This is a genomic window from Pseudoxanthomonas sp. Soil82, from assembly GCF_040446535.1.
Classification (GTDB): Bacteria; Pseudomonadota; Gammaproteobacteria; order Xanthomonadales; family Xanthomonadaceae; genus Pseudoxanthomonas; species Pseudoxanthomonas kaohsiungensis.
In genome coordinates, this window is the sequence record NZ_JBEAAK010000003.1 from 519599 (window position 1) to 544344 (window position 24746).

A 24746-nucleotide genomic window follows, 5' to 3' on the forward strand; every position below is an offset into this window, starting at 1 on the left:
CATGTTGCGCCACCTGCTTTCCTTCGAGCGCCGCCTGCTGCTGCGCAACGGCGTGTTCTGGATCGTCATGCTGGTGTTCGGCCTGCTCGCCTTCGGCAGCATGGCCTCGGACAACGTCAGCTTCGGCGGCGGCGTCGGCAACATCCTGCGCAACGCCCCGGCGGTGGTGATCTCCCTGCTGGGCAGCTTCAGCGTGCTGTCGGTGCTGCTGACCACGATCTTCGTGGCCGGCATCGCCCTGCGCGATTTCGAGCAGCGCACCGCCGAGCTGTTCTTCGCAACTCCACTCCGCAAGCGCGACTACCTGCTCGGCCGCTTCGGCGGCGGCTTCATGGCCAGCCTGGCGATCATGCTGGCCACCGCATTGGGCCTGTGGCTGGGCAGCCTGATGCCCTGGCTGGACCAGGCCCGGCTCGGACCGACGCCGTGGAGCGCCTACGCCTGGGCATTCGCCGTGCTGGTGCTGCCGAACCTGCTGTTCCTGTCGGCGCTGCTGTTCCTGCTGGCGACGCTGACCCGCTCGATGCTCTACACCTACATCGGCGTGATCGCGTTCTTCGTGCTGTGGACGGTGGCCGGCTTCCTGACCCAGGACCTCGATTCGCGCTGGATCGGCGCGCTGCTCGATCCCTCGGGCACCACGGCGGTGGGTGAGCACATCCGCTACTGGTCCAGCGCCCAGTACAACCAGCAACTGCCGGCGCTCACCGGGCTGCTGCTGGGCAATCGCGCCCTGTGGCTGGGCGTGACCGCGCTGCTGATGTGGGCCGCGTTCGGCCTGTTCCGCGCCGATCGCGAGGGCATCGTCATCCGGCGCCGGCGCAAGGCCAGCCCGGCCGATGCCGATGCCGCGCTGCCGGGTGTCGTGGCGGTGGGCGCGTCGCTGGCGCTGCCGGCGGTGACGCTGCGCCGGGATGCCTCGGCGCGCTGGACCCAGTACCGCCAGCTGGCCACCTTCGACCTGCGCGGCGCCCTGACCGGCGCGCCGTTCCTGGTGATGCTGGTGCTGGGCCTGCTGATGATCTTCTCGGTCCTCAAGTTCGGCGCGAGCATGTACGGCACCGAGCTGTATCCGGTGACCCGGCGGATGCTGTCGGCGATCGACGGTGGCATGAGCCTGTTCCTGGTCATCATCGTCACCTTCTACGCGGGCGAGCTGGTCTGGCGCGAGCGCAGCCTGCGCGTGGCCGAGGCGACGGATGCGTACGCCCTGCCCGACTGGATTCCGCTGGCCTCGAAGATGACCGCGCTGGTCGGCCTGGTCGCCGCCTTCCTGTTCGCCGGCGCGCTGTTCACCGCCGGCTGGCAGGTGGCGCACGGCCACATGGCGCTGGAACCGCTGCTGTACCTCAAGGGCCTGGCCCTGGCGGTGATCCCGTTCGCGCTGATGGCGGCGCTGGCGGTCTTCCTGCAGGCGGTGAGCGGCAACAAGTTCATCGGCTACCTGCTGATGATCGTGTACCTGGTCGTCCGCGCGACGATGGGCATGCTCGACCTGGACCACCTGCTCTATCGCTATACCGCGGCCACGCCGGCCCCGTACTCGGACATGAACGGCTACGGCCACTTCATCGGACCGCACCTGCTGCTGCGCGGCTACTGGGCCGCCTTCGCCGCCGCGCTGCTGGTGGTCGCCCTGCTGTTCTGGCCACGCGGCACGTCGCTGGGCCTGCGCGACCGCCTGCGCCAGGCGCGTGCCCGGCTGCGCGGCCCGGCGCTGGCGGCGCTGGCCGCGTCGCTGCTGCTGTTCGCGGGGCTGGGCGGCTGGATCTTCTACAACACCAACGTGCTCAACGACTACGTGCCCGGCGACCTGGCCGAGGAGCGCGCGGCGCAGTACGAGAAGGACTACCGCCAGTACAAGGACCTGCCGCAGCCGCGGATCGCCTCGATCCGCGCCGACGTGGACATCTTCCCCGAAGAGCGCCGGGTCGACATCCGCGGCGCCTACCGGCTCGAGAACCGCAGCGGCGCACCGATCGCGGAACTGCATGTCGCGACCAACCCCGACGTGGAGATGCGCAGGCTCGAGTTCGGGCCGCACACGGTGGTGAAGAAGGACGACGTCGCCGGCTACGCGATCTACCGGCTCGCCACGCCGCTGGCACCGGGCGCCTCGCTGGACTTCGAGTTCGAACTGTCCAGCGTCCCGCACGGCTTCCCGATGAACGGCGGCGGTACTTCGGTGGTCTACAACGGCACGTTCTTCAACAACTACGCCGCCCTGCCGCAACTGGGCTACGACGAACGGCGCCAGCTGCAGGACCGCAACGACCGGCGCAAGCACGACCTGCCGGTGCTGCCGCGGATGAACCCGATCGGCGACGCGGCCGCGCGCGGTTCCAACTACCTCACCACCACCGGCGACTGGGTCGACTTCGAGACCACCGTGTCCACCAGCAGCGGCCAGGTCGCGCTGGCCCCAGGCTACCTGCAGCGCGAGTGGGAGCAGGACGGCCGCCGCTACTACCACTACAAGTCCGAGGCGCAGCTGCTGCCGTTCTTCTCCTGGCTGTCGGCGGACTGGCAGGTCGCGCGCGACCGCTGGAACGACGTGGCGATCGAGGTCTACCACCATCCCGCGCACGCCTGGAACGTGCCGAGGATGATCGAGTCGACCAAGAAGTCGCTGGACTACTACACCCGGCACTTCTCGCCCTATCAGTTCCGCCAGTTCCGGATCCTGGAGTTCCCCGGTTACCAGCAGTTCGCCCAGGCCTTCGCCGGCACGATTCCGTACTCCGAATCGATCGGCTTCATCGCCGACCTGCGCGACCGGGAGGACATCGACTACGTGTTCTACGTCACCGCGCACGAGGCCGCGCACCAGTGGTGGGCGCACCAGGTCATCGGCGCCAACGTGCAGGGCGCGACCATGCTGTCCGAATCGCTGGCCCAGTATTCGGCGCTGATGGTGATGGAGGAAGAGTACGGCCCGCGGCAGATGCGGCGGTTCCTCAAGTACGAACTGGACCGCTACCTGATGAGCCGGGCGACCGAACGGGTCGAGGAACTGCCGCTGGCGCTCAACGAGAACCAGCAGTACATCCACTACCAGAAGGGCTCGGTGGTGTTCTACGCCCTGCGCGACGCCATCGGCGAGGAGCAGCTCAACGCGGTGCTGTCGGAATTCGTGCGCCAGTGGGGATTCAAGGGGCCGCCCTACCCGACCACCCGCGACTTCCTCGACCTGCTCTATGCGCGCACCGCGCCGGAGCACCACCCGTTCATCCGCGACCTGTTCGAGCGGATCGTGTTCTGGAACCACCGCGCCACGCGCGCCGACGTGCGCAGGCGCGAGGACGGCAAGTACGTGGTCGCGCTGGAAGTGCACGCGGAGAAGGTGTCCACCGACGGCAAGGGCAAGGAGACCGACGAGCCGGTCGACGTGATGGTGGACATCGGCGTGTTCGCGCGACCCGAGGGCGGCAAGGAATCGGACGAGAAGGTGCTGTACCTGCAGAAGCACCGGATCACCCAGGCCGAGACCACCCTGGAACTGGTGGTCGACGAACTGCCCTTCGAGGCCGGCATCGACCCCTACAACAAGCTCATCGACCGCAATTCCGGCGACAACCGCAAGAAGGCCGTGCTCCAGTAGGAGCCGGCCTTGCCGCCCGCTTTCTTCCTTTTTGCGCCGCCAGCGACGGCGGCGACGGGAAACCGCTAGACCAACAGCTTCGGGCTGGGCCGCGGCAGGCAGCGGGCCTCGCGGTCGGCACGGCGGCACATCCATGTGCCGACGCGCCGACGCTGACATCCCTGTCCGCTGCCGCGAGACCCACTGCCCGCCGCGTCCTGTCGCGACGATCCGGTCGCAGCTCCGCTCTTAGTCGCTGCCTGCAATGCCTGCTGGCCGGGCAATCGAGCCGATGCCCGGACAGGTGCCAACGCGTAACGATCCGAGCTCGCCAGGCCACCTCGGAATGGGAACAGGCATCCGGCCACCGCGCTTCCGCTCGAGCCTATCGAACGAAGCAGAAGCCTCAAAACTCCCGAGGACGCCGTCCGACAGGGGTATGGCGCAAGTGGCACATGGATGTGCCACGACCCGAGTCCGGACAGGACGTCCGGTCGAGGGATGCGCCATGCCCCTGTCGGGCGGCGGCCCCTCCCGAAGCCGAGTGCCCCTTCCGTCCGGCCAGGCCTTTCCGCATCCGCAGCGCAGCGCAACGCAACGGACGCCCACCATCAGCGAAGATCCGAGATCAGCACCTGCGCCGCGTTGTGCCCCGGCGCACCGGTGACACCGCCTCCCGGATGCGTCCCCGAGCCGCACAGGTACAGCCCCGGGATCGCCCCTCGATACCCGGCCTGCCCCAGCATCGGCCGCGCCGAGAACAGCTGGTTCAGGCTCAGCGCGCCGTGGAAGATGTCGCCACCGACCAGGCCGAACACCCGCTCCAGGTCCAGCGGACTGAGCACCTGCCGCCCCAGCACCGAGGCAGCGAAGCCCGGCGCATGGCGGTCGACCGTGGCGATCATCAGGTCCGCCACCTCCTCGCGATGGTCGTCCCAGCTGCGCCCGCCGGGAAGCTCCGGCGCCACGTGCTGGCAGAACAGGCTGGCCACGTGCATGCCCGGCGGCGCCAGCGAATCGTCCAGGGTCGAGGGAATCAGCATCTCCACGATCGGCTCGCGCGACCAGCCATGGTCGTGCGCATCGCGCCAGGCCCGGTCCATGTAGTCCAGCGAGGGCGCGATGATGATCCCCGCGGTGAGGTGGTCGCCCTCGCCGGGCAGCACGGAGAAGTCGGGCAGCCGCGACAGCGCCACGTTCATGCGGAAGGTGCCCGAGCCGCAGCGCCAGTGGCGCATGCGCTCCGCGGTGGCCACCGGCACTGCCGCCGCGGGCAGCAGGCGCTGGTACAGCAACTTCGGATTGACGTTGGCCACGACCGCGCGGGCGCGCAGGACCTCGCCCGAGTCGGTGACCACGCCGGTGGCGCGGCCGCCCTCGACCTGTACTTCGCGTACCCCCGCAGCGGTGCGGATCTCCACCCCGGCGGCAGTGGCGGCGCGCGCCATCGCCTGGGTGATCGCGCCCATGCCGCCGATCGCATGGCCCCACGCGCCCTTGACCCCGTTGACCTCGCCGAACACGTGGTGCAGCAGCACATAAGCCGAACCGGGCGCGTAGGGGCTGGCGAAGTTGCCGACGATGCCGTCGAAGCCGAACAGCGCCTTGATCGGCGCGCTCTCGAACCAGCGGCCCAGGTACTCGGCCGCCGAGATCGAGAACAGGTCCAGCAGTTCCTGGCGCAGCGTTTCATCCAGCGCGTGCAGGCGCCTGCCGAGCCGGGCGCCACGCAACAGCTCCGGCAACGCCTTCCACCAGCCGCCGTCGGTGACGTTGGGCGGCGGTTGCAGCGCCAGCGCGCGCAGCACGTCGGCGATCGCGTCCAGGCGCGCCTCGTAGGCCGGCAGCGCCTCGGCGTCGCGGCGCGAGAACTTCGCCACCTCCGCCGCGGTCTGGCCGCCGCCGGTCAGCAGGTAGCCGCCCTCGGGCAGCGGCAGGAAGTTGTTGCGCCGCCGCTGCACCACGCGCAGGCCATGGCCGTGCAGGTCCAGGTCGGCGATGACCCTGGGCTGCAGGAGCGAAACCGTGTACGAGGCCACCGAGTTGCGGAAGCCGGGGTGGAACTCCTCGGTCACCGCCGCGCCGCCGACCACCGGCCGGCGCTCGAGCACGGTGACGTCGAGCCCGGCGCGGGCCAGGTAGGTGGCGCAGACCAGGCCGTTGTGGCCGCCGCCGACCAGCACGGCATCGCGGATTCTTGCAGGGTTCGTCATCGGCACAGGTATACCACTGCGCCTATACTGGCCGCGCAGGGGGGCTGGCGATCGGGGGAAGCGATGGTCGCAATGCCGCGGATAGCGTCTGCCGTTCCGGCGGCGATCGCATGCGCGCCGACGGGGCGCAGCGGGCGGGCGCGCCGATGAGGCCGGGCGCCGGAACATTGCGATCGGTTCGTCGTGGCGCCCTGGCGCTGGCCGCCGGCGCGCTGGCCGCGCTGCTGGGTGGCCTGGGCCTCGCCGCGCCGCTGGACGACCTGCTGCAACGCTGGCTGTCGCCGACTTCCGGGCCGCAGCCGAGCGCACCCGGAGTCGTGCTCGCGATCGGTCCCGACGACCCCTGGCCGTGGCCCAACGGACGCCTGGCGCAGCTGCTCGAACGCCTGCGCGATGCCAGCGCGCGTGGCATCGCGCTCGACCTTCCGCTGCAGGCCAGCGCCGACGATCCGGCAGGCGATGCGCGCCTGGCGCGCAGCCTGCTCGACAACCGCGTCGCGCTGGGCGTCGCGCTGGACATGGCACCGGGGAAGGCGCCGCGGGCGCGCATGCCGCCGGTGGAGTTCGCCGACGCGGCACGCCTGGGCCATGCGCACCTGGCGCCCGATCGCGACGGCAGGGTCCGCCAGCACCTTTCTTACGTGCTGGCCGCGGACGGAGTGCGCTGGCCCTCGCTGCCCCAGGTGCTCGTGCAGCCGGGCCACCGCGCCGGCGGCGGTGCCCGTGCACTCGATCGCTGGCGGATCGGCCATGCCGGCGGCCTGCCGCCGCCCACCCTGCCCGCATCCCGCGTCCTGGACGGCCGGCTCGGCGCGTCGCAGTTGCATGGCCGCTGGATCCTGGTCGGCCTGGCCGACCCGCGCCTGCAGCCGCGGCTGCCCGGCCCGTTCGGCAGCGCGCCGCTGTATCCGGTCGAGCACCAGGCCCGCGCCCTGGTCGCACTGCTGCGGGGCGCCACGCCGCGGCCGCTGCCGGCCGCGGCGCAGGCCGTGCTCGCCCTGCTGCTGGCCGGCGGCGCAGTGCTGGTCGGCCTGTCCGCCGGCGGCCGCGACTGGCGGCTGCCGGCCGCCGCAATCGGGGGGCTGGTGGCGACACTCGGCCTGTTCGCCTGGCTGCTGGGACGCCAGCTCTGGTTCGCGGCGGGTGGCGTAGTCCTGGTCCTGGCCATCGTGCTGCTGGCATGGTGCCTGACCGCGCTGTGGAAGCTACTGCGCGAGCGCCAGCAAGCGCCGGGCCTGGCCTCGCGCGCCCGCATGGAGGCCGCCCTGCACGCCGTGCGCGCCACCGGCCAGCCGCATGCCCTGCTGCTGGTCGGGATCGCCGCGGGCGACACGCGAAGCGAAGCGGGCCAGGCCGACGCCTGCCGCCTGGCCCGGCTGCTGCGCGAGCGGGCACGGCGTCCCGGCGACATCGCCGCCTGCCTGGGCGATGGCGCTTTCGCCCTGCTGCTGCCGGGTACGCCGGCCAGCGCGGCCGAGCACATCCTCGACGAGATCCGGCAACTCGCCGGGCGCGGGATGGCCTCGCCGGTGCGGGGCAGCGTGCACGGCTGCGATGGCGATCCATGCGAGTGCGGCAGCCGCCTGGGAGCGGGCGCAACCGCAGCCGGCGCCCCGCTGGCCTAGCGCCCCGGTCAGACCTCGCAGCGCATCCCCGGCCGCGCCAGGGTCACGCGCGCGCCGCTGCGCTGCCCGATCTCTCCCGCCAGCGCCTCGCGGGCGCGGTCCTCGCCATGCACCAGCACCAGCGGCGGCGAGCCGCGGAAGTGGCCATACCACTCCATCAGTCCGCGCTGGTCGGTGTGCGCCGAGAGCCCGCCGACGGTATGGATCTGGGCGTTGACCCGGTAGTCCTGGCCATGGATGCGCACCCACTGCGCCCGCTCGACCAGGCGCCGGCCCAGCGTGCCTTCGGCCTGGTAGCCGACGAACACCACGTGGGTGTCGCGCCGTCCCAGCCGGTGCCGCAGGTGGTGCAGGATGCGGCCGCCATTGGCCATGCCCGAGCCGGCGATCACGATCGCGCCACTGCTGATCGAATTGATCGCCATCGACTCCTGGGTGGTGGCCGTGATGTGCAGGTTGGGCAGGCGGAACGGCGAGGGCCACTGCCGCCACACCGCCTGCGCCTGGGCGTCGAACAGCTCGTGGTGGCGGTCATAGACGCCGACCACGCGCCCGGCCATCGGGCTGTCCAGGAAGATGCGCCAGCGTCCAAGGTTCCACTCGTCCCAGTAGCGTGCGAACCAGTACAGCAGCTCCTGGCTGCGCCCGACCGCGAACGCCGGGATCAGCACGTTGCCGCGCTCGCGCCAGGCGTGTTCGAACACCTCGCCCAGTTCAGCCACCGTGGCCTGGCGTTCGCGGTGGTTGCGGTCGCCGTAGGTCGATTCCATGACCACCAGGTCGGCCTGTTCGATCGGGCACGGATCGCGCAGGATCGGCGTGCCCTTCGGCCCCAGGTCGCCGGAGAACACCAGCTTGCGGCTTCGCCCGTGTTCCGTGGCCCACACCTCGACGATGCACGATCCCAGGATATGGCCGGCGTCGCGCAGGGCGATGTCCAGGCCAGGCAGGATCGTGGTGCGCGCGTCGTAGTCCAGGGGCCGCAGCAGCGGAAGCACGCGCGCCACGTCCCGCCGGGTGAACAGCGGCGGCATCGGCGGCTGCTCCGGGTCGCGATGGCGGTTGGCGCGCTGGGCCTCGGACTCGGCCAGCGAGGCGGCGTCCTCCAGCATCACCGGCAGCAGGTCGGCGGTGGCCCCGTGCAGCCAGATCGGCCCGTCGAAGCCGCGCGCCACCAGCAGCGGCACGCGTCCGATATGGTCGATGTGGGCATGGCTGAGGACCAGCGCATCCAGGCTTGCCGGCTCGAACGGGAACGGATCGGCGTTGCGCGCCTCCAGTTCGCGCCGGCCCTGCAGCAGCCCGCAGTCCAGCAGCACCTGCCGGCCGGCGGCGTGGACCAGGTGCATGGATCCGGTGACCTCGCCGGCCGCGCCGTGGAATTCGACCTGCATCTGCCCGTCTCCGTCCAGGGGAGTCAGGCGCCATTGTGCCGCCATGACCTCCGGCAGTCCCTCCGTCCAGCCGTCCGGCGTAGAGTCGCCCCCACTGCCCCGTCCCGGGGCCTCCCACCATGCCCGCCCGGCGGGCCGGAGATCGAGCCACGTGAACATCCGCAAGACCCAGACCCTGCTGCTGCCGGTGGCCATTGCCGTCGCGCTGGCCGCCTGCTCCAAGAAGGAAGACGCCGCGCCGGCCGCCACCGCCGGCGCGCCGGCCACCCCCGAGTACCGCCTCGACGAGAGCACCCTGCCTGGCGTGAACCGCTTCACCCTGGCCGACCTGGACACCACCCAGGACGCCTGCACCGATTTCGCCGCCTACGCCAACAGCAAGTGGCTGGCCGCCAACCCGATCCCCGGCGACCGCACCAGCTGGGGCGCGTTCGAGATGCTCGACGAGCGCTCCAACGCGGTCCAGCGCCAGCTGGCCGAACAGGCGGCGGCCGACGCCGATGCCACTGGCGTGAAGAAGATCGTCGGCGACCTGTGGGCCACCGGCATGGACGAGGCCAAGGTCAACGCCCAGGGCATCGAGCCGCTGGCCGGCCACCTGGCCGCGATCGACGCGCTGGCGGACGGCCCGGCCGTGGCCGAGTACCTGCGCACCAGCGCGGCCAAGGGCGAGAATTTCCTGTTCGGCTTCGGCGCCGAGGCCGACTTCCAGAACCCGGACCTCAACATCGCCTACGCGATGCAGGGCGGCCTGGGCCTGCCCGACAGCAAGTACTACTTCGACGCCGACAAGAAGGACATCCGCGACGCCTACGTGGCCCACATCGCCAAGGTGCTGGAGCTGTCGGGCGTGGCCGCGGCGGACGCGCAGAAGCAGGCGCAGGACGTGATGGCGTTCGAGACCCGCCTGGCCAAGGTGTCCAAGTCGCGCGAGGACATGTCGCGCGACGTGTCGCTGTACTACAACCCGGTCAGCCTGGCCGACGCCGACAAGCTGGCGCCGAATTTCCCCTGGACCAAGTTCTTCGAGTCGCAGGGCGTGGCCGCGCCGCAGATGTTCTCGCTGGCGATCCCTGCGTTCCACCAGGAAGTGAGCAAGGCGTTGGGCGACACCGATGCATCGGTGTGGCGCTCCTACCTGCGCTTCCACACCGTCGACGGCGCCTCGCCGTACCTGAGCGACGCCTTCGCCCAGGAGAACTTCAACTTCTACGCCAAGACCCTGCGCGGCCAGAAGGAAATGAAGCCGCGCTGGAAGCGCGTGCTGGCCACGGTCAACGAGCAGGCCGGCGAAGCGCTGGGCCAGATGTACGTCCAGGTCGCCTTCCCGGCCGAATCCAAGGCCAAGATGGAGGCGCTGGTGGCCAACCTGGGCACCGCGCTGAAGGCACGCATCGAGAACCTGGAGTGGATGGGCGCCGACACCAAGCAGAAGGCGCTGGCCAAGCAGGCCGCGTTCACCCCGAAGATCGGCTATCCGGACAAGTGGCGCGAATGGAACGGCCTGGAGACCAGCCGCGACAGCTACCTGGGCAACATCCTGGCCGCGCAGGAGTTCAACTACCGCTGGAACCTGTCCAAGATCGGCAAGCCGGTGGACAAGACCGAGTGGGGCATGAGCCCGCAGACGGTCAACGCCTACTACAACCCGCTGCAGAACGAGATCGTGTTCCCGGCCGCGATCCTGCAGCCGCCGTTCTTCGACCCCAACGCTCCGGATGAAATGAACTACGGCGGCATCGGCGCGGTGATCGGCCACGAGATGACCCACGGCTACGACGACCAGGGCAGCCGCTTCGGGCCGACCGGCAAGTTCGAGAACTGGTGGACCGAGGCCGATGCCAAGGGCTTCGCCGGGCGCACCGACAAGCTGATCGCGCAGTTCGACGGCTACACCACCGCCGACGGGCAGAAGATCAACGGCCGCCACACCCTGGGCGAGAACATCGCCGACCTGGGCGGCCTGGCCACGGCCTACGACGCGATGAAGGCCGCCGCCGGCGACACCCCGGACCCCATGACCGACGGCCTGAGCCGCGACCAGCGCTTCTTCCTCAACTGGGCCACGGTGTGGCGTCGCAATTTCACCCCGGAGGAGCTGAAGAACCGCATCGCCACCGACGAGCACGCCCCGGCGCAGTTCCGCGCGGTCGGCGCGCCCTCGAACCTGCCGGCCTTCGCCGCCGCGTTCAAGTGCGAGCCGGGCAAGCCGATGGTCCGCCAGGGCGATGGCCAGGTCGTGATCTGGTAAGCCACCAGCAACCGCAACATCCCGCGAGGCCCGGCATGTCCGGGCCTCGCTTTTTCAGGCTCCCTGTCGTTGGGGGAGCCTCGAAGCAACAGCAACGGCAAGGGCGCGTGGTGACGTCGGTTCCTGGGGAGCCACGCCAGGCCGGGGAGGCCACTGCCCCCTCGGGACGGCCTCCTGCCTTTACTTGGGCCCGCAGCACATCCATGTGCTGCTGCAGTGGCCTCCCCCGCCTGGCGTGTCTTTCGCGATCGTGGGGGTCGTCGCTGCGCTCGACTGGGAACAACGATGCATCTTCATGGCTCCGATGCTCCTGCCGTTGTAGGAGCCGATTCATCGGCGACACGGGCGTCGGGTTGACGAGGCTGTCGCCCGTGCCGAGGGTGTCGCGTCGCCGATGAATCGGCTCCTACAAGGACAGAAGCCCCCAAAGCCGGCGCCACCTCCGTTCCCCGCCCTGAGCCGGCACTGCAGCCCAGCCCCGGATTTCGCCACCCCAGGACAAGACCCTGCCGCCACCCGCCTCACGCACCCGGCCAGAAAACGCGAACCACCAACCCGGTTCACGTTTCCGGCAAGACAGCCTGCAGCGCGTGCATGGCGGCCGTGGACGCCTTGCTACACTCCCGCGACACCCAACCGAGGCCCCCGCCCCGATGATGCCCACGCCCCGTCCGCTGGTCCTGGCCCTTGGCCTGGGCCTGCTCGCCCTGGTCTCCACCGCCGACGCCGATGCCCAGCGCAAGAAGAAGGCCCCGGCGGTCAGCGCCCAGTGCACCGATTTCTACGCCTCGGCCAATGCCGACTGGCTCAAGGCCAACCCGCTGCCGGCCGATGCCGGCGCGATCAGCGCCCTGGGCCAGCTGACGGACCTGGCCCTGCAGCAGCAGCGCCAGCTGCTCGATGCGGCGATGAAGTCCCCGCAGACCGACGTGCAGAACCGGCTGGGCGACTTCTGGGCCAGCGGCCTGGACGAAGCGGCCATCGAGGCCGATGGCTCCCGGCCGATCGCCCCGCTGCTGTCGCGCATCGACGCGATCAAGAAGGCCAAGGACGTGCCGGCCTCGATCGCCGCGCTGCACCAGGTCGGCATCCCGGTGGTGTTCAACTTCGCCCCGGACGTGGACCTGAAGGCGCTGGACCGCCACATCGGCTACTTCATGCAGGGCGGCATGGGCCTGCCGGACCCGGCCTTCTACACCCGCAACGACGCCGATACCCAGGCCGTGCTCGCCCGCTACCGCGACTACGTCAAGCAGATCCTGGCGCTGACCGGCACCCCCAAGGAGCGGCTGGACGCCGACGCCAAGGCGGTGATCGACATCGAGACCGCGATCGCGCGCAAGTCGCAGTCGCTGGCCGACCTCAACAACCCGTTCCGCAACTACGTGCCGGTGCCGGTCGCCGACGCGGCCAAGCGCTACCGCAACCTGCAACTGGCCCAGTTCCTCGAGGCCCAGGGCGTGAAGGACGACCTGGTCTCGCTGCCCGACCCGGCGCTGTTCGCCGAGCTCGACGCGATGATCGGCCGGGTCAAGCCCGAGCAGTGGAAGGCCTACCTGCGCTGGCGCGTGGGCGACGCGATGGCGCCCTACCTTTCCAGGAGCTTCCGCGACGCCAGCTTCGGCTTCCGCGGCCAGGTGCTGGCCGGCCAGTCCGTCCCGGCGCCGCGCTGGCAGCAGGTGATCGAGGCGATCAACACCGCCGCCGGCCCGATGCTCGGCCACGAGTACGCCAACCGCTACCTCACCTCCGAGGAACGCCGCCGCGCCACCGTGGTCGCCGACGAGGTCCGCGACGCGCTGGTCGCCTCGGTCGAGGGCAACACCTGGCTCAGCGCGCCGGCCAAGGCCGAGGCGCAGGCCAAGCTCAAGGCGCTGAAGATCGAAGTCGGCACCCCGCGCCGCGACCTGGATTACACCGTGCAGCCGATGGGACGCGGCAGCTTCGGCGGCAACATGCTGATCGCCTCGACCTGGCGCCACCGCGAGGAGATGAAGCGGATCGGCAAGGGCAACGCCGACCGCCGCTGGGACGTGCTGCCGCAACAGCCCGCGCTGGCCTACGACATCGCCCAGAACCGGCTGATCGTCACCGCCGCGGTGCTGCAGCCGCCGGTGCTGGACGTGGACAAGCCCGCCACCGCCTACGGCGCCTATGGCGCGCTGGTCGGCACCCAGCTCAGCCGCGCGATCGACGCCAGGGGCGCGCAGGTCAACGCCCGGGGCGAACTCGGCAACTGGTGGACGCCGGCCGACACAGCCGCCTGGAACACGCTGGGCGAGCGCGTGGCCGCGCAGTACGCCGGCCAGCCCTATCCGGGCGTGAAGGGCGGCAAGGTCAACGGCGGCCTGGTCCGCGACGTCGCCCTCTCCGACCAGGCCGGCCTGCAGCTGGCCTGGGACGCCTATGCCAAGGCGCAGCCGGAGGCCAAGGCGGCGGACCAGCAGGCGTTCTTCGGCGCCTGGTCGAAGCTGTGGGGCCAGCAGGTCTCGGAAAACGTCGCCGCCGAGCGCCTGGCCGCCGAGATCCACGCGCCCGGTCCGCTGCGCAGCAACGTGCCGCTGTCCAACCTGCCCGCCTTCGGTGCGGCGTACGGCTGCAAGGCCGGCCAGCCGATGCAGCGCGCCGAGGCCGACCAGGTCCGCGTCTGGCGCTGAGCTGGCGCGCGCACCATGGGAAAAGGCGCGGATTTCCGCGCCTTTTTTCTTTCCGACGGCGGAACGGCCGCGGCCGTTCCGGTCACTTCACCCGGCGCAGGTGCGACGGACCGCGGGGTGGCCCGCGGCGGCCGAACGGCGGCTGTCCGCGCCAGTAGCGGATCACCAGCCAACCGAACAGCATCCCGCCCAGGTGCGCGAAGTGGGCCACGCCCGGCTGCCAGCCGGTGAACCCCAGGACCAGCTCGGTGATGCCGAACAGGATCACGAACGTGCGCGCTTTCATCGGGATCGGCGGGAACAGCAGCATCATCCGCTGGTTCGGGAACAGCATGCCGTAGGCCAGCAGCAGGCCGAACACGCCGCCCGAGGCGCCCACGGTCGGATAGGCCGCCCCGCCGCCGCTGGTGATCCACCAGCCCACCGCCAACTGGCACAGGCCGGCACCGGCCACGCTGATCAGGTAGAAGGCCAGGAACCGGCGCGGCCCCCAGGTCAGCTCCAGCGGCGCGCCGAACATGTACACGGCCAGCATGTTGAACAGCAGGTGGCCGAAGCTGGCGTGCAGGAAACCATAGGTCAGCAGCTGCCAGGGCTGGAAGTTCTCGCCCGGCGAGAAAGGATCGAAGCCGCCCAGCGGCCACAGCATGAAGGGGGCGAACGTGGACTGGCCCAGCATCAGCTGCAGCAGGAACAGCGCGGTGTTGGCGATCAGCAGGGCCTGTGTGACAGGCGGCAGGCGCGAGAACATGCGGTCGCGGCTCGGGGGAACGGGCGGCCATCATAGCGGCCCGCGTCGTCGACGGCCGGCACGTCCGGTCCGGCCGCCGTGGCGAAGGCTCGTGCGTTGCCTGTCCATTGCGGCGGGGACGCCGACGCGCGACGCCCCGGCATCCCGACGTGGCACTCCCGGGAATGGGCGCCTGCGACGACGCCGGGGCTCGCTGCGTGTAGGAGCCGATCTTCATCGGCGACCCGACGCCGCCGGCACGGGCATCCCGAGACGGTGTCGCCCATGAGGAGGGCTCCTACGCGCTATCGGGGCCCCAGATGGCGGCGTCGAGGTCGGCCGGCCCGCGCGCGCGCCGTACCCGGCCTTTCTCCACCCGCACGCCCTCGGCGCTCAGGCGTCGGCACTGCTCGCGCCAGCCCGGCGAACCTTCGGGAAAGGCGATGCGCCCGTCCGCGCGCAACACGCGATGCCAGGGCAGCGTCGGATCCTCGTTGGCCGCCAGCACCCGGGCCGCCAGCCGTGCCCGCCCCGGCAACCCGGCAAGGCGCGCGACCTCGCCGTAGCCGGCCACCTGCCCGCGCGGGATGGCGCGCACCGCGGCCAGGATGCGGCGGGTGGAATCGTCGCTGGAAGACGTGGCAGCCATCTGCGGCTAGCATAGCGGCGGGGGATCGCGAGGACCGCCATGCGCAATTTCGAACAGATCCGCAGCCACCTGCTGACCGCCGGCTTCCGCCTGACCATGCAGGAGCCCTACGTGGCCTGCGTGGAGTTGTCGCTGGAGGGCGGCAGCCGCCACCAGTCGATCTTCATTTCCGAGCTGGACGGCGACGACCAGCGGCCACTGGTGCGGGTCAGCACGGTGATCGCGCCGACCACCGGCATCGATGCCCGGCGGGCCCTGGTGTTCAACTGGCAGAGCAGCGTCGGCTACCTGGCGATCGGTGAGCTGGACGGCGTGCCCTACCTGCAGCTGTGCGAGAACCGCCCCTATGACGGCCTGACCCCGGCCGAGGTCGAGCGGCTGGTGCTGGAGATCGGCGGCCTGGGCGACCGCATGGAGCGGGCGCTGTCGGCCGAGGGCGACCTGCTGTAACCGTAGGGCGGGGCTTGCCCCGCTGCCCGGTGGGCGGGATCGCGTGCGTCGACAGCGGGGCAAGCCCCGCTCTACGCGTCGGCCGCAGGCCGCAGGCGGGTCCGCCCCACGCCTCGGCGACGCGCCGGCCTCAAGCCCAGCCCATCGCCTCGATCAGCTTGAAGATCAGGTAGGCCACGCCACCGGCGGCCGGGATCGTCAGGATCCAGGCCCAGATGATCCGCTCGACCACGCCGAGCTTGAGCGCGCGCGGGTTCTTGGCGAAGCCCACGCCCATGATCGCGGTGGAGATGCTGTGGGTGGTCGATACCGGCATGCCGAAATGCGCGGCCATCGTCAGCACCGTGGCCGAGCTGGTCTCGGCGGCGAAGCCGTGGATCGGGTGCAGCTTGACCATCTTGTGGCCGAGGGTCTTGATGATGCGCCAGCCACCGGAGGCGGTGCCCAGGGCCATGACGACGGCGCAGGTCAGCACGATCCACATCGCGATCTCGGCCCCGCCCGCATCGCCCGGGTGCAGGAACGCCAGCCAGCCCGGCAGGTTGTCCAGGTGCCCGGCCGATTCGGCGCCGATCAGGGTCAGGGCGATGATGCCCATGGTCTTCTGCGCGTCGTTGTGGCCGTGGGCGTAGCCCATGTAGGCCGCCGACAGGATCTGCGCCTTGCCGAAGAACGCGTTGACCCAGCGCGGCCGAGCCATGCGCGCGAACACGCCACCGAGCCGGACCATCCCGGCGATGAGCGCCCACAGCAGCAGCATCATGGTCACGCCCAGCAGGAACCCGGCCAGCGGCGAGGTCACCATCGGCAGGAACACCTTCCACAACAGGCCCTTGTTCTTGGTCCAGTTGCCGACGGTCTCCGACCAGATCAGCGCGTCCCAGTCGTTGTGCGCGGCGGCCAGGGCCGCGCCGCACAGGCCGCCGATCAGCGCGTGCGAGGACGAGGACGGCAGGCCGAACCACCAGGTGACCAGGTTCCAGATGATGCCGCCCAGCAGCGCGCACAGGATCACCTGCGAGGACGCCTCGACCACGTCGGTGTTGACGATGCCGGTGGCGATGGTCGCCGCCACCGCGGTACCGGTCAGCGCGCCGATCAGGTTCATCACCGCGGCCAGCGACACGGCCGAGCCGGGCGAGAGCACCTTGGTCGCCACCACGGTGGCGATGGAGTTGGCCGTATCGTGGAATCCGTTGATGAACTCGAACACCAGCGCGGTGAAGATCACCACCAGTACCAGCGTCAGCATGGCGTGCCTCCGCCCAGGCATGCGGCACCTGGCATCCGGCGCCCGACGCGGAGCCCACTTGAGTCAAGGGGGCGGCCTCGCCGCGCAGCGGCGACGCGGGGGTTGTGGAAGCACGGCCCGGGGGCATCGGCGCAGCCGATGCCCGGCCTGCCGGAGCGAGGACCGCTGACGGGCTGGACGGCGGCCATCGTCAGCTGTTCTTCAACACGATCTGGTAGGCGACCACGCCGGCCTCGCGGCAGCGGTCGATGGCCTTCTCCAGGATTTCGAAGAACTCCTTGAGCAGGAACATCTGCAGGTGGTCCAGGCGCCCGGAGTAGATGTCGCGGTACAGCTCCAGCATCAGCCGGTCGGCCTCGTTCTCGATCGCGCGCAGCTTCTCGTTGAGCGCGGTCATGCGGTCGATGTTGAGGGTGCGCAGCTCGCGGACCATCTCCACCACCACGCCGGCGGCCTGCTCGAGCATCGCCGCGCGCGGGGCGAAGTCGATGTGGGCCAGGTGCTGGGTCGCCAGCGAGTAGCGATCGGCGAACTTCTCGATCTGCTTGGGGATCTTGTACAGCGCCGACCCCAGCGCCTCGATGTCCTCGCGCTCGATCGGGGTGATGAAGCTCTCCACCAGCGCCTTGCCGATCTTCTCCGAGGCGGTGCGCTCGCGCTGGCGCGCCAGCTTGAACTCGTCCAGCGCCGGTTGCCGGTCCGAGGCCTTCATCATCTGGTGGAGGGCCTTGGCGCTGTCGTGGGCGGCCTCGGCCGCCTCGTCCAGCAGGACGAAGAACTGCTTGCCGGAACCGAAGATCGTCTGCAGGGAGAACATGGTTGGAGGTCCGCCGCCTCGGGAGGGGCGGCCAAATGCTGCGGAATTATGACAGCCCGCCCCGCCGCCCGGGAACCCGTGGGCGCTGACGCCGCCTGCACGGGGGGCCTCTGCTAAGATGCCCCCGTGCCGCTGGCACACCCTATGGACGACGACCCCACCGCCCCCTCTCGCCGCCGTTTCCGCCCCGCGCGCCCCGGCCCCCTGAATCCATCGCGCCGCCGCGGGGGTCCGCCCCATGGCTGAGCTGCTGATCGTCCTCGCGCTGGTCCTGCTCAACGGCTTCTTCGCCATGTCGGAGATGTCGGTGATGACCTCGCGCAAGAGCCGGCTCAAGCAGCTGGCCCAGGCAAGCAGGCGCGCGGCCAAGGCCCTGGCGCTGTCGGAGAAGCCCGAGGCGTTCCTGTCCACGGTGCAGATCGGCATCACCCTGATCGGCATCCTCACCGGCCTGTTCGGCGGCGAGGCGATCGGCCTGGCCATCGCTGCCTGGATCGAGCGGGTCCTGCCCGCGCTGGACCCGTACGCCGAGACCATCGGCAAGTCCATCGCGGTGGCCCTGATCACCTTCCTGACCCTGATCTTCGGCGAGCTGGTGCCCAAGCGCCTGGCGATCACCGCCCCGGAAAAGATCGCCAGCGTCGTGGCGCTGCCGATGGGCTGGCTGGCACGGGCCGCCTTCCCCTTCGTCTGGCTGCTGTCGCACACCACCCGGCTGGTGTTGCGCCTGCTGGGCCTGGGCAAGGACGAGGCCAGCACGATCAGCGAAGAGGAGATCCGCATGCTGGTGGCCGAGAGCCACGAGCAGGGCGTGATCGACGCGCACGAACGCGACATGGTCAACCGGGTGATGCGCCTGGGCGACCGCACCGCCGCCAGCCTGATGACGCCGCGCAACCGCATCGCCTGGCTCGACGCGAACGCGCCGCTGGAAGAGAACCTGGAAACCATGCGCGAGCACCAGTTCTCGCGCTACCCGGTGTACCGCGGCGGCGACCAGGACGTGGCCGGGGTGCTGGAGGTCAAGTCGCTGCTGCATGCGCCCGATCGCCTGGGCGAGGGTGGCCTGTTCCGCAACCTGCGCCATACCCTGTTCGTCTCCGAATCCACCCATGCGATGAAGCTGCTGGAGATCTTCCGCGAAGAGCAGCAGTCGCTGGCGCTGGTGGTGGACGAGTACGGCGAGATCCAGGGCGTGGTCACGGTCAGCGACCTGATGGGCGCGATCGTCGGACGGCTGCAGTCGGTGGAGAACACCGACGAGGACGCGCTGGTGGTCACCCGCGAGGACGGCTCGCTGCTGGTCGGCGGCACGCTGCCCACCGAGGACCTGCGCGAGCTGATGGACGGCGCCGCCCTGCCCGACGCCGAGGAAGGCGACTACCACACCCTGGCCGGCATGTGCATCGCCCACTTCGGCCGCATCCCGCACGTGGGCGAATACTTCGACTGGGCCGGCTGGCGGATCGAGGTCGTGGACCTGGACGGGGCGCGCATCGACAAGCTGCTGCTGCGCCGGCTGGCGCAGCACGATGGCGATGAGCTCGCCGTCTGAACCCGCGGCGCAGGAGGGTGCCGCCGGCACGGCCGGCAACGGCATCGCCCGGCTGCTGCAGTCCTTCGCGCACGGCGATCCAGGCGAGCGGCTGACCATGGACCGCCTGTTGCAGGGCCTGGGCCGCACTGCCTTCGGCATGTTCCTGTTCGTGTCGATCCTGCCCGGGTTCATCCCCATTCCCGGCGCCGGCGGCATGATCAGCGGCCCGCTGGTGGTGCTGATCGGCCTGCAGTTGCTGGTCGGCCTGCGCCGGCCCTGGGTGCCCGGATTCATCGGCCGGCGCGGACCGCAGCGCGGCACCATGGCCCGCTTCTGCCGGCGGATCACCCCATGGATGCGGCGGCTCGAGCACCTGGTCCGCCCGCGCCTGCAGGTGCTCACCGGCAACCGCATGGCCAACGCCTTCACCGGCGTGCTGCTGATCGCCCTGGGCGTGCTGCTGGCGCTGCCGCTGCCGATGACCAACTACCTGTTCGCCGGGACGCTGCTGCTCTTCGCGCTGGCGCTGATGGAACGCGATGGCGCCCTGCTGCTGGTGCTGTGGCTGGTCTCGATCGCCGCGCTGCTGTCGATGGGCCTGCTGTCGGAGCGGCTGGTGGTGCTGGTCGGCGACTGGCTGCGGCAGCTGTTCTAGCTAGCGCGGCGCCGGCCGGGCGTCCCGGGGGCTCAGCGGCCCCGCCGCGCCAGCAGGTGGGCGAACTCGGTCGCGCTGATCGGATGGCTGAGCCAGTAGCCCTGGACCAGGTCGCAGCCGCGCTCGGCCAGCAGGTTGTACTGCGCTTCCTTCTCCACCCCTTCGGCCACGACGGTAATCCCCAGCGAATGGGCCATGGCGATGATCGCCGTGGTCAGCGCCAGGTCGTCGGGGTCGCGCTGCAGGTCGGCGACGAAGCTGCGGTCGATCTTGACCCCGTCCACCGGTACCCGGCGCAGGTGGCTGAGCCCGGAGAAGCCGGTGCCGAAGTCGTCCAGCCAGACCTTGACCCCGGTGCTGTGCAGGCGCGCCAGCATCGCCGCGGCCTGCAGCTCGTCGCTGATCACCGCCGTCTCGGTCAGCTCCAGGTGCAGGCACGAGGCCGGCAGGCCGGTCTCGCGCAGGCACTCGGCGACGATGTCGGGCAGGTCGCCCTTGCGCAGCTGCCGGGGGGAGACGTTGACCGAGACGAACAGGCGCTCGTTGCCCTCGCCCATCGAGGTCCAGCGCATGGCCTCGTTGCAGGCCGCGCGCAGAACGCGCGGTCCGATGCCTTCGATCAGCCCGCTCTGCTCGGCCACGTCGATGAACACCGACGGGGCGATCATGCCCAGCATCGGATGCTGCCAGCGCAGCAGCGCCTCGGCGCCGACCACCCGGCCGTCGCTGGTCCTGCACACCGGCTGGTAGACCACGCTCAGCTCGCCGCGCTCCCAGGCCCCGCGCAGCTCCTGCTCCATGTGCACGCGGCGTTCGACCGCGTGGTCCATGGCCCGGCTGTAGAAGCGGAAACCGTTCTTGCCGGCGACCTTGGCCTGGTACATGGCGATGTCGCCGTTCTTCATCAGCGCGCTGGCGCTGGAAGCGTCCTCGGGGAACAGGGTGATGCCGATCGAGGTGCCCAGGAACACCTGCCGGTCCTGGATGTCCAGCGGCCGCCGCAGCTCGGCCACCAGCACCTCGGCCAGGCGCGTGGCGGCGGCGCGCACGTCCCCTTCCTGGATCAGGATCACGAACTCGTCGCCGCCGAAGCGCGCCAGCAGCGCATCGTCGCCGCCGTACCTGTCCACCGCCTCGCGGATGCGGTTGGCGAACTGCAGCAGCGCCTCGTCGCCGGCTTCGTGGCCGAGGGTATCGTTGACCCGCTTGAAGTCGTCGATGTCGGCGAACAGCAGCGCTAGCTGGCGGCCGGCGCCGCGCAACAGCATCAGCCGGTGGTCCAGGCTTTCGCGGAACGCCAGCCGGTTGGTCAGCCCGGTCAGGGCGTCGGTGTAGGCCATGCGCCGCACTTCGCGGTCGTGCCGGGCAACGCTTTCGTTCATCCGCCCGAAGGTGCGGACCAGGTCGCCCATCTCGTCGGTGCGGGTGCTGTCCAGGCGTTCGATCGCGTAGTCGCCAGACTCGATCCGTCGCGCCGAATCGGCCAGCCAGCGGATCGGCTTGACCAGCGTGTGCTGCACGTAGAGCGCGGCCAGGATCGACGCCAGCGCCAGCAGGCCCAGCGGCAGCGCCAGCCAGCCCAGGTGGCGGCGGGCCAGTTCGTCCATGCGCTCGCGCAGCTCGCCCAGGTTGCGTTCCTGGTAGCGCGCGGCGACCCCCAGGTCCAGGCCCACGCGCACGCCGCCGAGGCGGTCGCTGCCGACCATGACCGGCGCGGATGCGTCGAGCACCTGCGGCGACGACTGCACGAGCATCCCGTCGGCGGCGATCACCGCGGCCGCCAGCGGGTCGTCCATGCGCTGGCCGAAACCGGCGATCTCGATCGAACCGTCGTGGACCAGCCGGCCCTCGACGTCGTAGACCCGGATGTAGTCGACCAGGCTGCCGCGCGACTGGTCGCGCACCACCGCGCCGATCGCGTCCAGGTCGCGGTAATACATCGGGTTGGCAAGCTTCTCGGCCAGCTGCCGCGCCAGCGACTGGCCGTGGTCGCGCAGGTACGCCTCCACCAGGCCATGCACGGCCTGGCGGCTGAGCGCCTCGGTCTCCTCGCGCATCCGCTGCTGCCGGTGCATGAGCAGCACCAGCACCAGCAGCACGACGCCCAGCATCAGCAGCATCGCCACCAGGAACCGTGCCTGCAGGCCGAAGCGCAGCTTCATTCGACCTCCGTGCGCACGCGCTGCACGCCCCGGCGCAGCGTGTCCAGCGAACGCTGCGAAGCCGCATCCAGGGGCAGGAAGCGCGAGGTGTGGAAGAACAACCGCAACGCGTCGCGCGCCGCCGGATCACCGGCGGCCTGCAGCAGCACCTCGCGCAGGCGCGCCTCCACCGCCGGCGGCATGTCCCGGCGCACCAGCTCCAGCGCGCGCGGATAGGGATCGGTTTCGTGGATGACCCGGAAGTCGGCGCGGAACGCCCGCGGCACCCGCTCCGGGTCGGCCCAGTCCAGGCTGCTGACCGCGCCGGCATCGACCAGGCCTTTGTGCACCCAGGAGGCGATGTTGAGCTCGGAACGCGCGAACACGTAGCCGACCCGGTCCGGGGACGGCTGGTCGTTGGGCGCGAGCAGGATCTCGGGCGACAGGTTCGCATCGAGCAGCGCGGTCATCGGCACCATGTAGGCACTGGTCGACGCCGGGCTCTGCAGGCCGAGGGTATGGCCGCGCAGGCCGGCGAGGTCGCGGATCGGAGCGTCCTTCCGCGCGAAGAACACGGTGTGGTAGCTGCTGACTCCGTTGCGTTCGGTGAGCAGCAGCGGCCGGGCCGCGGCGCGGGCCTGCAACTGCACCGCGGTGCTGGCGGTCTCGGTCACCCAGTCGACCCGGTTGCGGCGCAGGTAGCTGGCCATCTGCTGGGCGTCGCGCGCCATCAGGATGCGGCCCTCGGTGATGCCGACGTCGCGCATGCGCGGGACCACGTAGTCCAGCAGCGGCTTGAGCTGGTTGAAGTGCGCGGCGGGATCGTCGCTGATCCGGCCCAGCACCAGGATGTGCTCGTCCTCGGAAGCGTGCGCCGGCAGGCCCAGGGCCACGACGGCAGCACAGCACGCCGCCTGCATCCACCTTCGCACTCTGGACAACGGATACCCCCCGCTCGTGTGGCCAAAGCCTAGCCGGAAACCGCTCAGGACGACAGACGCCCGGCCTGCCCGGCCAGGCGGGCCATGCGCTGGGCATCGGCCAGCACGCCGCGCAGCAACCTGACTTCGTTCACGGTCAGGTCCGTGCGCAGGAACAGGCGGCGCAGCTTGCGCATCGCCGAATCGGGCGTCCGGCCCTTGTGGAAGTCGATCGCCTCCAGCGTCTCGGCCAACTGGGAGAAGAAGCCTTCGACCTGCTCGTGGGTCGCCGGCAGGGCGTCGGGCGCCGGCGGCGGCACGGACCCGGCGGCCGGGACCGCGGCCAGCACCGCCCGCCGCACCTCGTAGGCCAGCACCTGGACCGCGGCGGCCAGGTTGAGCGAACTGAACGCCGGGTCGGACGGGATGTGCACCGAGGCATGGCACAGCTGCAGTTCCTCGTTGGTCAGCCCGGTCCGCTCGCGGCCGAACACCAGCGCCACCGGTCCCTCGCCGGCCAGCCGCAGCAGGCGGCCTGCGGCCACGTCCGGCTCCAGCTGTTCCAGCTGCACCCGCCGGCTGCGGGCGGTACAGCCCAGCACCAGCCGGCAGTCGGCCACCGCCTCGGCCAGGGTGGCGTGTACCGGAGCGGCGTCGAGCACGTCCTCGGCGCCGGCCGAGCGCCGGTAGGCATCGTCGTCCAGCGGCTTCTCCGGGGCCACCAGGACCAGCCGCGACAGGCCCATGGTCTTCATCGCGCGGGCGGCCGCACCGATGTTGCCCGGGTGCTGGGTCCCGACCAGGATGATGCGGAGGTCGCCGGTGGCCGGCGGGGAAGATTCGTTCAGGGGCTCGTGCATGGTGCAGATGGTAAACTGCGCGGCCGGCCACGCGGGCCGGACCGCTCTTTACCTTCGCCCGTTCCATCCCTGCCCTTCCGGGAGCCTTCGCCATGCAATCCCCCGCCGTCAACGTCATGGTCAAGGCCGCCCGCCTCGGCGGCAACGTGCTGCTTCGGAGCATCAACAAGCTCGACTCGCTCAACGTCGTGCAGAAGCAGCGGATGGACTACGCCAGCGAAGTGGACGCCGACGCCGAGAAGGCCATCGTCAAGGAACTGCGCCGCGCCTACCCCGACTACGGCGTGCTGGGCGAGGAAAGCGGCCACATGGCCGGGCGCAACGCGCGCATGCAGTGGGTGATCGACCCGCTCGACGGCACCAGCAACTACCTGCGCGGCTTCCCCCACTACTGCGTGTCCATCGCCCTGGTCGACAACGGCGAGCCGATCGACGCGGTGATCTTCGACCCGCTGCGCAACGAGCTGTTCACCGCCAGCCGCGGCGGCGGCGCGGTGCTCAACGACAAGCGCATCCGCGTGGCCGACCGCAAGGACCTGGGCGGCGCGGTGATCTGCACCGGCTTCCCGCCGCGCGAGCGCGCCCGCGCCAGCGCCCAGCTCAAGTGCGTGGATTCGCTGCTGGTCCAGGCCGAGGACGTGCGCCGCACCGGTTCGGCCGCGCTGGACCTGGCCTACGTGGCCTGCGGCCGCCTGGACGGGTACTTCGAGGCGGGCGTGAAGGCCTGGGACATCGCCGCCGGCGTGCTGCTGGTGCGCGAGGCCGGTGGCCGGGTGTGCGACTTCCGCGGCGCGGCGACCCCGCGCATGGACGAGCGCGGCCCGGAGGCGCGGCCGATCATCGCCGCCAACGTCAAGGTCGCCGACGAACTGCAGAAGCTGGTGGTCAACACCGGCTACGCGGCCGCGTTCAACTGAGTCAGGTCCGGCCGCGCGCGGGCCGGGCATTCCCCTAAGCGAGAATCGCGGGCTGGTAGCGCCGCGGTGCGCGTGATGCGTGGATCGCCGCCAGCGGG

The 24746-nt window shown here is 70.7% G+C and carries 17 protein-coding genes; 8 read left to right on the forward strand and 9 right to left on the reverse strand.

Annotated elements, in window-relative coordinates; genetic code table 11:
• Position 1 precedes the first annotated feature (1 nt).
• Complete coding sequence (locus ABKA19_RS11330) at positions 2-3601, forward strand: ABC transporter permease/M1 family aminopeptidase (RefSeq protein WP_353688975.1); 3600 nt, start codon at positions 2-4, stop codon at positions 3599-3601.
• 590 nt (positions 3602-4191) lie between these two features.
• Here the strand turns inward: ABKA19_RS11330 and ABKA19_RS11335 are convergent.
• The gene (locus tag ABKA19_RS11335) at positions 4192-5793 is read right to left on the reverse strand and encodes a phytoene desaturase family protein (protein WP_353688976.1); all 1602 of its coding nucleotides are present in this window, start codon (positions 5791-5793) and stop codon (positions 4192-4194) included.
• Between the two features lie 167 nt (positions 5794-5960).
• Here ABKA19_RS11335 and ABKA19_RS11340 point away from each other — a divergent pair, with 167 nt between their 5' ends.
• A complete protein-coding gene (locus ABKA19_RS11340) occupies positions 5961-7418 on the forward strand; it encodes a CHASE2 domain-containing protein (RefSeq protein WP_353688977.1) in 1458 nt (485 codons plus the stop codon).
• 8 nt (positions 7419-7426) lie between these two features.
• Here the strand turns inward: ABKA19_RS11340 and ABKA19_RS11345 are convergent, their stop codons facing one another.
• The gene (locus tag ABKA19_RS11345) at positions 7427-8812 is read right to left on the reverse strand and encodes an MBL fold metallo-hydrolase RNA specificity domain-containing protein (RefSeq protein ID WP_353688978.1); all 1386 of its coding nucleotides are present in this window, start codon (positions 8810-8812) and stop codon (positions 7427-7429) included.
• A gap of 175 nt (positions 8813-8987) precedes the next feature.
• On the opposite strand from ABKA19_RS11345, the gene ABKA19_RS11350 reads away from it, so the two are divergent.
• Positions 8988-11063, forward strand: a complete 2076-nt coding sequence (locus ABKA19_RS11350; RefSeq protein WP_353689014.1) for a M13 family metallopeptidase — start codon at positions 8988-8990, stop codon at positions 11061-11063.
• Between the two features lie 656 nt (positions 11064-11719).
• Complete coding sequence (locus ABKA19_RS11355) at positions 11720-13720, forward strand: M13-type metalloendopeptidase (RefSeq protein ID WP_353688979.1); 2001 nt, start codon at positions 11720-11722, stop codon at positions 13718-13720.
• Between the two features lie 82 nt (positions 13721-13802).
• Here ABKA19_RS11355 and ABKA19_RS11360 read toward each other — a convergent pair whose 3' ends face one another.
• Positions 13803-14471, reverse strand: coding sequence for a rhomboid family intramembrane serine protease (locus ABKA19_RS11360; protein WP_162377953.1), 669 nt, complete (start codon positions 14469-14471; stop codon positions 13803-13805).
• Between the two features lie 277 nt (positions 14472-14748).
• Complete coding sequence (locus ABKA19_RS11365) at positions 14749-15099, reverse strand: MGMT family protein (protein ID WP_353688980.1); 351 nt, start codon at positions 15097-15099, stop codon at positions 14749-14751.
• A 39-nt stretch (positions 15100-15138) separates the two neighbouring features.
• Here ABKA19_RS11365 and ABKA19_RS11370 point away from each other — a divergent pair, with 39 nt between their 5' ends.
• Entirely contained in the window at positions 15139-15549 is a 411-nt protein-coding gene (locus ABKA19_RS11370) for a hypothetical protein (RefSeq protein WP_353688981.1), read from the forward strand.
• Between the two features lie 130 nt (positions 15550-15679).
• Here ABKA19_RS11370 and ABKA19_RS11375 read toward each other — a convergent pair whose 3' ends face one another.
• Together ABKA19_RS11375 and ABKA19_RS11380 are read right to left on the reverse strand one after the other, a co-directional pair.
• On the reverse strand, positions 15680-16801 hold the full coding sequence (locus ABKA19_RS11375) for an inorganic phosphate transporter (protein ID WP_162377950.1): 1122 nt from the start codon (positions 16799-16801) through the stop codon (positions 15680-15682).
• 190 nt (positions 16802-16991) lie between these two features.
• A complete protein-coding gene (locus ABKA19_RS11380; protein WP_162377949.1) occupies positions 16992-17618 on the reverse strand; it encodes a DUF47 domain-containing protein in 627 nt (208 codons plus the stop codon).
• 238 nt (positions 17619-17856) lie between these two features.
• On the opposite strand from ABKA19_RS11380, the gene ABKA19_RS11385 reads away from it, so the two are divergent.
• Positions 17857-19173, forward strand: coding sequence for a hemolysin family protein (locus ABKA19_RS11385; RefSeq protein WP_353688982.1), 1317 nt, complete (start codon positions 17857-17859; stop codon positions 19171-19173).
• Complete coding sequence (locus tag ABKA19_RS11390; RefSeq protein ID WP_353688983.1) at positions 19157-19810, forward strand: exopolysaccharide biosynthesis protein; 654 nt, start codon at positions 19157-19159, stop codon at positions 19808-19810. Before ABKA19_RS11385 ends, ABKA19_RS11390 begins: the two co-directional genes overlap by 17 nt.
• Positions 19811-19842: 32 nt before the next feature.
• On the opposite strand, the gene ABKA19_RS11395 is transcribed toward ABKA19_RS11390, so the two are convergent.
• The 3 genes from ABKA19_RS11395 to ABKA19_RS11405 all read right to left on the reverse strand — a co-directional run bounded on the left by ABKA19_RS11395 (position 19843) and on the right by ABKA19_RS11405 (position 23731).
• Positions 19843-21972: a putative bifunctional diguanylate cyclase/phosphodiesterase gene (locus ABKA19_RS11395; protein ID WP_353688984.1), complete on the reverse strand. Its 2130-nt coding sequence runs from the start codon at positions 21970-21972 to the stop codon at positions 19843-19845.
• A complete protein-coding gene (locus ABKA19_RS11400) occupies positions 21969-22871 on the reverse strand; it encodes a phosphate/phosphite/phosphonate ABC transporter substrate-binding protein (RefSeq protein WP_353689015.1) in 903 nt (300 codons plus the stop codon). The genes ABKA19_RS11395 and ABKA19_RS11400 overlap by 4 nt, the downstream gene beginning before the upstream one ends.
• A 65-nt stretch (positions 22872-22936) precedes the next feature.
• Positions 22937-23731, reverse strand: coding sequence for an RNA methyltransferase (locus ABKA19_RS11405; protein WP_353688985.1), 795 nt, complete (start codon positions 23729-23731; stop codon positions 22937-22939).
• A 92-nt stretch (positions 23732-23823) separates the two neighbouring features.
• On the opposite strand from ABKA19_RS11405, the gene ABKA19_RS11410 reads away from it, so the two are divergent.
• A complete protein-coding gene (locus tag ABKA19_RS11410; RefSeq protein ID WP_162378566.1) occupies positions 23824-24648 on the forward strand; it encodes an inositol monophosphatase family protein in 825 nt (274 codons plus the stop codon).
• Positions 24649-24746 lie beyond the last annotated feature (98 nt).